This is a genomic window from Burkholderia sp. MSHR3999, assembly GCF_000833595.1.
GTDB lineage: Bacteria > Pseudomonadota > Gammaproteobacteria > Burkholderiales > Burkholderiaceae > Burkholderia > Burkholderia ubonensis.
The window spans coordinates 22,359-28,431 of sequence record NZ_JRFO01000003.1; the positions used below are offsets into that span (position 1 = coordinate 22,359).

The 6,073-nt window shown below is 67.6% G+C and carries 7 protein-coding genes; 4 read left to right on the plus strand and 3 right to left on the minus strand.

Features of this window, described 5'->3' with window-relative positions; genetic code table 11:
- Positions 1-60 precede the first annotated feature (60 nt).
- Positions 61-1,290, minus strand: a complete 1,230-nt coding sequence (pobA, locus tag KY49_RS12660; protein ID WP_042585021.1) for a 4-hydroxybenzoate 3-monooxygenase — start codon at positions 1,288-1,290, stop codon at positions 61-63.
- Positions 1,291-1,455: 165 nt separating this feature from the next.
- On the opposite strand from pobA, the gene KY49_RS12665 reads away from it, so the two are divergent.
- The 3 genes from KY49_RS12665 (at position 1,456) to KY49_RS12675 (ending at position 3,908) form a co-directional block, all read left to right on the plus strand.
- A complete protein-coding gene (locus KY49_RS12665) occupies positions 1,456-2,382 on the plus strand; it encodes a LysR family transcriptional regulator (protein WP_042585022.1) in 927 nt (308 codons plus the stop codon).
- A 92-nt stretch (positions 2,383-2,474) separates the two neighbouring features.
- The gene (gene folE / locus KY49_RS12670; RefSeq protein WP_042585023.1) at positions 2,475-3,104 is read left to right on the plus strand and encodes a GTP cyclohydrolase I FolE; all 630 of its coding nucleotides are present in this window, start codon (positions 2,475-2,477) and stop codon (positions 3,102-3,104) included.
- The gene (locus tag KY49_RS12675; RefSeq protein WP_042585024.1) at positions 3,105-3,908 is read left to right on the plus strand and encodes an SDR family NAD(P)-dependent oxidoreductase; all 804 of its coding nucleotides are present in this window, start codon (positions 3,105-3,107) and stop codon (positions 3,906-3,908) included. It begins immediately after the preceding gene.
- 12 nt (positions 3,909-3,920) lie between these two features.
- Here the strand turns inward: KY49_RS12675 and epsC are convergent, their stop codons facing one another.
- Together epsC and KY49_RS12685 are read right to left on the minus strand one after the other, a co-directional pair.
- Positions 3,921-4,841, minus strand: coding sequence for a serine O-acetyltransferase EpsC (gene epsC / locus KY49_RS12680; RefSeq protein WP_042585025.1), 921 nt, complete (start codon positions 4,839-4,841; stop codon positions 3,921-3,923).
- A 94-nt stretch (positions 4,842-4,935) separates the two neighbouring features.
- Positions 4,936-5,169 carry a hypothetical protein gene (locus KY49_RS12685; protein WP_042585026.1) on the minus strand — a complete coding sequence of 78 codons (234 nt, stop codon included), beginning with the start codon at positions 5,167-5,169 and terminating at the stop codon, positions 4,936-4,938.
- Positions 5,170-5,448: 279 nt separating this feature from the next.
- Between KY49_RS12685 and KY49_RS12690 the strand changes: the two genes are divergently transcribed.
- Positions 5,449-5,859: a DUF3005 domain-containing protein gene (locus KY49_RS12690; protein ID WP_042585027.1), complete on the plus strand. Its 411-nt coding sequence runs from the start codon at positions 5,449-5,451 to the stop codon at positions 5,857-5,859.
- The last annotated feature ends 214 nt before the right edge of the window (positions 5,860-6,073 follow it).

Here is a 6,073-nt window from a genome sequence, read left to right on the forward strand (position 1 = left end):
TGTCCGGGCCCGGTTTTGTTCGCTATTCGAACCATGATTCGATTAGCGAACCACGGCCGATCATAGAGTCGTGCACAGCGCGTTGTCAAGGCGGGATGCCTCGGGGGTCTCGTCGTCGAACGGCAGCCCGACGTAGTTCTCCGCGAGCGCCTGGGCGGCGGCCCGGGAACGCGTCACGTACTTGAGTTCGGCGAGCTTCAGGCGGTTGACGAACGGCGTGTCGTCCTCGGACGGGTGCAGCATGTTCGTCATGAAGTAGGAGAAATGCTCGGCGCGCCAAACGCGGTCGAGGCAGGTCGCCGAATACGCGTCGAGCAGCGCCGCGCCGCCATCCCGGTAGCGCGCGCCGAGCGCGCGAGCCAGCGCGCGGACGTCGGCCACCGCGAGGTTCATCCCCTTCGCGCCGGTCGGCGGCACGATGTGCGCGGCGTCGCCGGCGAGGAAGAGGCGGCCGTACTGCATCGTCTCGGACACGAAGCTGCGCATCGGCGTCACGCTCTTCTGCGTGATCCGGCCCTCGGACGGCGTCCAGCCCGTGTCGTTCGAGAAGCGCGTGTGCAGCTCGTCCCAGATTCGCGCGTCGGACCATTCGTCGACGTTCTCGTCCGGCCGGCATTGCAGGTAGAGGCGCGTGACGGCGGGCGAGCGCATCGAGAACAGCGCGAAGCCGCGCTCGTGGTGCGCATAGACGAGCTCGTCGAGCGAGGGCGCCGCGTCCGCGAGAATGCCGAGCCACGCATACGGGTAGACGCGCTCGAACGTCCGCTGCCGTTCGGCGGGAATGGCCTGTCGCGCGATGCCGTGGAAGCCGTCGCAGCCGGCGATGTAGTCGCAGTCGATGCGGTCCGCGCGGCCGTCCGCATGCTTGAAGGTGACGTACGGCTTGTCGCCGTCGACGTCGTGCAGCGCGACGTCGCTCGCCTCGAAGTGCATTGCATGGCCGTGCTCGACGCCGGCCGCGATCAGGTCGCGCACCACTTCGTGCTGGCTGTAGACGGTGATCGCGCGCCCGCCGGTCAGCCCGGTCAGGTCGATGCGGTGCCGCTGGCCGCCGAACAGCAGCTCGATGCCGTGATGCTCGAGCCCTTCGCGGCGCATCCGGCTGCCGAGGCCGGCCGCGTTCAGCGTGTCGACCGTGCCCTGCTCGAGCACGCCGGCGCGGATCCGGTTCTCGCAGTATTCGCGCGAACGGGCTTCGACGAGCACGGAATCGACGCCTTGCAGGCGCAGCAGATGGGAAAGCAGAAGGCCGGACGGGCCGGCGCCGATGATTGCGACCTGGGTGCGCATTGTTCGTCTCCTGTGTCGACCCGACTTGGCGCTTCAGCGCTTGCTCGGGTCCCATGCAAAGCAACATTGATTCGAATAGTGAAACGAATTTCAGCGCTTTCCCGACTATGCGGCAACGCGATTAAGGAGATAACTTGTATACGCCTCGCAAATAGTGGTGCTCTGATGGACGCGCTCGATCTGAACCTGATTCCCTACCTCGTCGCGCTCGACGACACCCGCAACGTGAGCCGCGCCGGCGACCAGCTCGGCGTCAGCCAGCCGCGCGTGAGCGCGGCGCTCGGCCGCCTGCGCGAATATTTCGGCGATCCGCTGTTCGTGCGCACGTCGCGCGGCATGGAGCCGACGCCGCGCGCGCTGGCGCTGCTGCCCGCCGCGCGCGACGCGCTCGCGCAGATCGAGCGCGGCCTCGTCGCGCCGCACGACTTCGATCCGGCGACGAGCACGCATACGTTCTCGATCGCGCTGTCGGACGTCGGCGAGATCGTGTTCCTGCCGAAGCTGCTGCAGGCGTTCGCGACGCGCGCGCCGCATGCGAACCTGCGCTCGGCGTCGCTGTCGCATGACGAAGTCGGGCGCGGCCTCGAAGCCGGTTCGCTCGATCTCGCGGTCGGCTACTTCCCCGATCTCGACGGCAACAACTTCTTCCAGCAGCGGCTCTTCACGCACCGCTTCGTGTGCCTGATGCGGCGCGGCCATCCGCTCGAACAGGCGCAGCCGTTCACGGTCGAGCAGTACCTCGCGTGCGGGCATGCGGTGGTGCGCGCGGAGGGACGCAGCCAGGAAGTGCTCGAGAAATATCTCGCGAAACAGCGGATGCATCGGCGCGCGGTGCTCGAGACCCCGCACTTCATGAGCCTGCCGTTCATCCTGAGCCGCACCGACCTGATCGCGACGGTGCCGCACGCGATCGGCTACGCGTATGCGGCCGAGCACGCGTTCATCACGCCCGTCGAGCCGCCGCTCGCGCTGCCGCGCTTCGACCTGAAGCAGCACTGGCATCGCAAGTTTCACAACGACCCGCGCACCGCGTGGCTGCGCGGCGTCGTCGCGTCGCTGTTCAACGACGAGCAGGACGAGTGGCCGAAGTGAGGCGGCCGCGCGACGCACGACCGTTGAAAGCATGAAACAATGCTCCCCATCTCGCCGCCGCCGCAGGCGGCCATACTCGATGGAGCGAATACATGGGTAAAAAATCCTCGCGGCCCGAACCGGCCGCGTCCCGGCCGAGCCGTTCGGAGGCCGAGGAGGCCGTCCGCGTGCTGCTGCGCTGGGCCGGCGACGATCCCGCGCGCGAAGGCCTCGTCGACACGCCGGCGCGCGTCGTGCGCGCGTACGAGGAGTTCTTCTCCGGCTATGCGATCGAACCGCGCGACATCCTCGCGCGCACGTTCAGCGAGGTCGACGGCTACGACGAGATGATCGTGCTGAAGGACATCCGCTTCGAAAGCTACTGCGAGCACCACATGGTGCCGATCATCGGCCGCGCGCACGTCGCGTACCTGCCGAATCACCGCGTCGTCGGCATCTCGAAGCTCGCGCGGCTCGTCGACGCATTCGCGAAGCGTCTGCAGATCCAGGAAAAGATGACCGTGCAGATCGCCGACACGCTGTTCGACGTGCTGCAGCCGAAAGGCGTCGGCGTGATTCTCGAAGCCGCGCACCAGTGCATCTCGACGCGCGGCATCCACAAGCCGGGCGTCGAGATGGTGACGTCGCGCATGCTCGGCACGTTCCGCACCGATCCGTCGACGCGGCGCGAATTCCTGTCGATCGTCGCGAATCCTTCTTCCGTGAACCTGACGAATACGTAAATGGAGCCGACGAAGCAGACGGCGGATGCGCCGGTGGTGCTCGTGACCGGCGCGGCGCGCCGGGCGGGGCGCGCATTCGCCGAGTATTTCGCCGCGCAGGGCTATCGCACCGCGATCCACTTCGACCGCTCGGCCGACGCCGCGCACGCGGCCGCCGACGCGATCGCCGAACGCGGGACGGACGCCGTGGCGCTGCAGGCGGACCTGTCGGACGCCGCGCAGGTGGCCGCGCTGATCGACGCGGTCTATGCGCGCTTCGGCCGCCTCGACGTGCTGGTCAACAACGCGTCGGTGTTCTGGCAGGACCACTTCCCGAGCTTCGACCTCGCCGCGCTCGACCAGGCGTGGGCCGTCAACTGCCGCGCGCCGATCCTGCTCACGCGCGCGTTCTACGAGCGGGCGCACGCGGCGGGCGCGCAGGGCGTCGTCGTGAACGTGGTCGACCAGAAGATCAAGGAGAACTTTCATCGCGACCACTTCAGCTACACGGTCGCGAAGGCGGCGCTCGGCAACCTGACGCAGATGCTCGCGCTGTCGGCCGCGCCGGTGCTGCGCGTGAACGCGGTGTTTCCGGGCCTGATGCTGCCGAGCGACGACCAGACCCAGGCGGACTTCGAACACGCGAGCCGCGCGTCGACGCCGCTCGCGCGCATCGCGGGCCCGAGCGACGTTGCACGCGCGATCCTGCTGCTGACCGGAGCCGCGTACAACGGCGTGGATTTCGTCGTCGATGCGGGACAGAACCTGATCCGCGTCGATCAGGACGTGCTGTACAAGCACCGTTCGCCGTCAGGCGAACGCTGACGCGCGCCGCCGTTACGGCTTCTCCGCGCGGTCGCCCTCGCGCGCCTTGCTCTGCGCGACGCTCGTGCCCGGCGGCACGCTGTGCGTGAGCCACACGTTGCCGCCGATCACCGAGCCGCGGCCGATCGTCACGCGGCCGAGAATCGTCGCGCCCGCGTAGATCACCACGTCGTCCTCGACGATCGGGTGCCGCGCATTGCCCTTGACGAGCGCGCCGTCGCCGTCGGCCGGGAAGCTCTTCGCGCCGAGCGTGACGGCCTGGTACACGCGCACGCGTTCGCCGATGATCGCCGTTTCGCCGATCACGACGCCGGTGCCGTGGTCGATGAAGAAACTCGGCCCGATCTGCGCGCCGGGGTGGATGTCGATGCCGGTGGCCGAATGCGCGATTTCATTGATGAAGCGTGCGAGCAGCGGCACGCCGAGGCGATGCAGCGCATGCGCGAGCCGGTGATGCATCATCGCCAGCACGCCCGGGTAGCACAGCAGGATTTCCGTGATGTGCTGCGCGGCCGGATCGCCCGCATACGCGGCCTGGATGTCGCTGACGAGCAGCGCGCGGATCGCCGGCAGTTGCTTGCCGAACTTGCGCGCGATGTCGAACGCGCGTTCGTCGAGTTCCGCAGCCGGCGTATCCGCATGCTCGGGCAGGAACGGCAGCGCGCGGCGGATCTGCTCGGACAGCACGCGCAGCGTGCTCTCCAGCGTATGGCCGACGTAATAGTCGACGGTCTCGTCGGTCAGGTCCGGCGCGCCGTAATGCGTCGGGAACATCGACGCGCGCAGGCCGGTCACGATCTTGCAGATCGCATCGCGGGACGGGAGTTCACGGATGCCGCGCGGATGGCGCGTGCGATGCAGTTCCTCGCGCGACTCGCGCAAACCGGCGACGATCTCTTCGAGGCCCCACTGACGGGCAAGCGATTTCGACATATGCAAAAAGCAGGCAGCCGGCGCTGCGCGCGCGGCCGCAAATAAAAGTGACGGGTCTGCCAAGATTACCGCGTTTTTCAGCCGGGGGCCGGCGTCAGATCGTGACGCTGCTCGCGTCGATCCAGCGCACCGCCCAGTCGCGCGCGTGCGCGATCGCGGCGTCTGCGTCGTTGAACTGGAGGTCCGACGGGAAGAAACGATTGGCGACGAGCTCCCCGTCGCTCGATCGAGAGATCACGACGTAGGGCTTGAACGAACCGTCGCCGGCGCGCGCGGGCGCGCAGTTCAACAGGTAACCGCGATGCGTGAAGGCAGTAGTCGCTTGCATGAGTCCGCCACCTCAAGTCCCTTGCTTTCTTTTGTTCACGGTCCGTCCGTAAGGGTGTTGCGGCGCCCTGGTCGGGGCGGAAGCGGCCATCCTGGTCCCCTGTCGCCGCTTCATCGGAAAAGAATCATACTCTGTAGAAAAGGCATCTTCTAGCTGAAATAAATCATGACAAATCAGCGCGCGCCGCACGGCCGCGGCGACCGCACGCGCGCCTTTTCCCGTCGCGTCCGGAACGGGACTTGCTTCGATCCGGAGAGATTCGCCGCCAGGAGATCCGCGATGCAATCGTCTGCACAAATGCGTTCCACGCATCCGCGCAGCATCGAGTTGTACAACGACGACGCTCACGACAGCACCGTCGACACGGACGGCAAGAATCGCGAAGCGGCACGCCTCGCGCGGGGCGAACCGATGTCGCCTGACCAGATCACGACGAGCAATGCGTCGCTCGACAACGCGATGCCCGAATCCGCCGACGGCCTCGCGGGATACGACAGCCGGCCGGGCGGCAATCATCTGGCGCTTGCGCTGCGCGAGGGCTACGTGATGATCGAGAAGGGCTTCGATGCGCCGCAACCGCTCGACGAAGAAGTCGTAAGCCCCGTGCGCCGGATGCGGGGGCGCGAGCACTGGCCGGGCCATGCGCGCCGGCCGGAACGGGTGATCGAGCTGAAGACGACGACGCGCTAGCCGCGGCGTTTGAAGCGACCGTTTGCACAGCCGTTGCCGCGCGCGTCGCGACGTCGGCGTGTCGTGAAACGGCACGCACCATCATGGCGCAGCGGCATGCGCGCGCTTGCGACGGCGTCCGCGGCGGCAGACATTCGACTGCCCGAACGGCGAACCGGACCATCAGTCCGCCACCATCCATCGGGGCGCCTGAGCGCCGCAAGCTGCGACGCCC

Excerpts from the sequence above, each read along its gene's own strand:
- pobA (WP_042585021.1), bottom strand. The coding sequence starts at position 1,290 with ATGCGCACCCAGGTCGCAATCATCGGCGCCGGCCCGTCCGGCCTTCTG.
- KY49_RS12665 (WP_042585022.1), top strand. The coding sequence starts at position 1,456 with ATGGACGCGCTCGATCTGAACCTGATTCCCTACCTCGTCGCGCTCGAC.
- folE (WP_042585023.1), top strand. The coding sequence starts at position 2,475 with ATGGGTAAAAAATCCTCGCGGCCCGAACCGGCCGCGTCCCGGCCGAGC.
- KY49_RS12675 (WP_042585024.1), top strand. The coding sequence starts at position 3,105 with ATGGAGCCGACGAAGCAGACGGCGGATGCGCCGGTGGTGCTCGTGACC.
- epsC (WP_042585025.1), bottom strand. The coding sequence starts at position 4,841 with ATGTCGAAATCGCTTGCCCGTCAGTGGGGCCTCGAAGAGATCGTCGCC.
- KY49_RS12685 (WP_042585026.1), bottom strand. The coding sequence starts at position 5,169 with ATGCAAGCGACTACTGCCTTCACGCATCGCGGTTACCTGTTGAACTGC.
- KY49_RS12690 (WP_042585027.1), top strand. The coding sequence starts at position 5,449 with ATGCAATCGTCTGCACAAATGCGTTCCACGCATCCGCGCAGCATCGAG.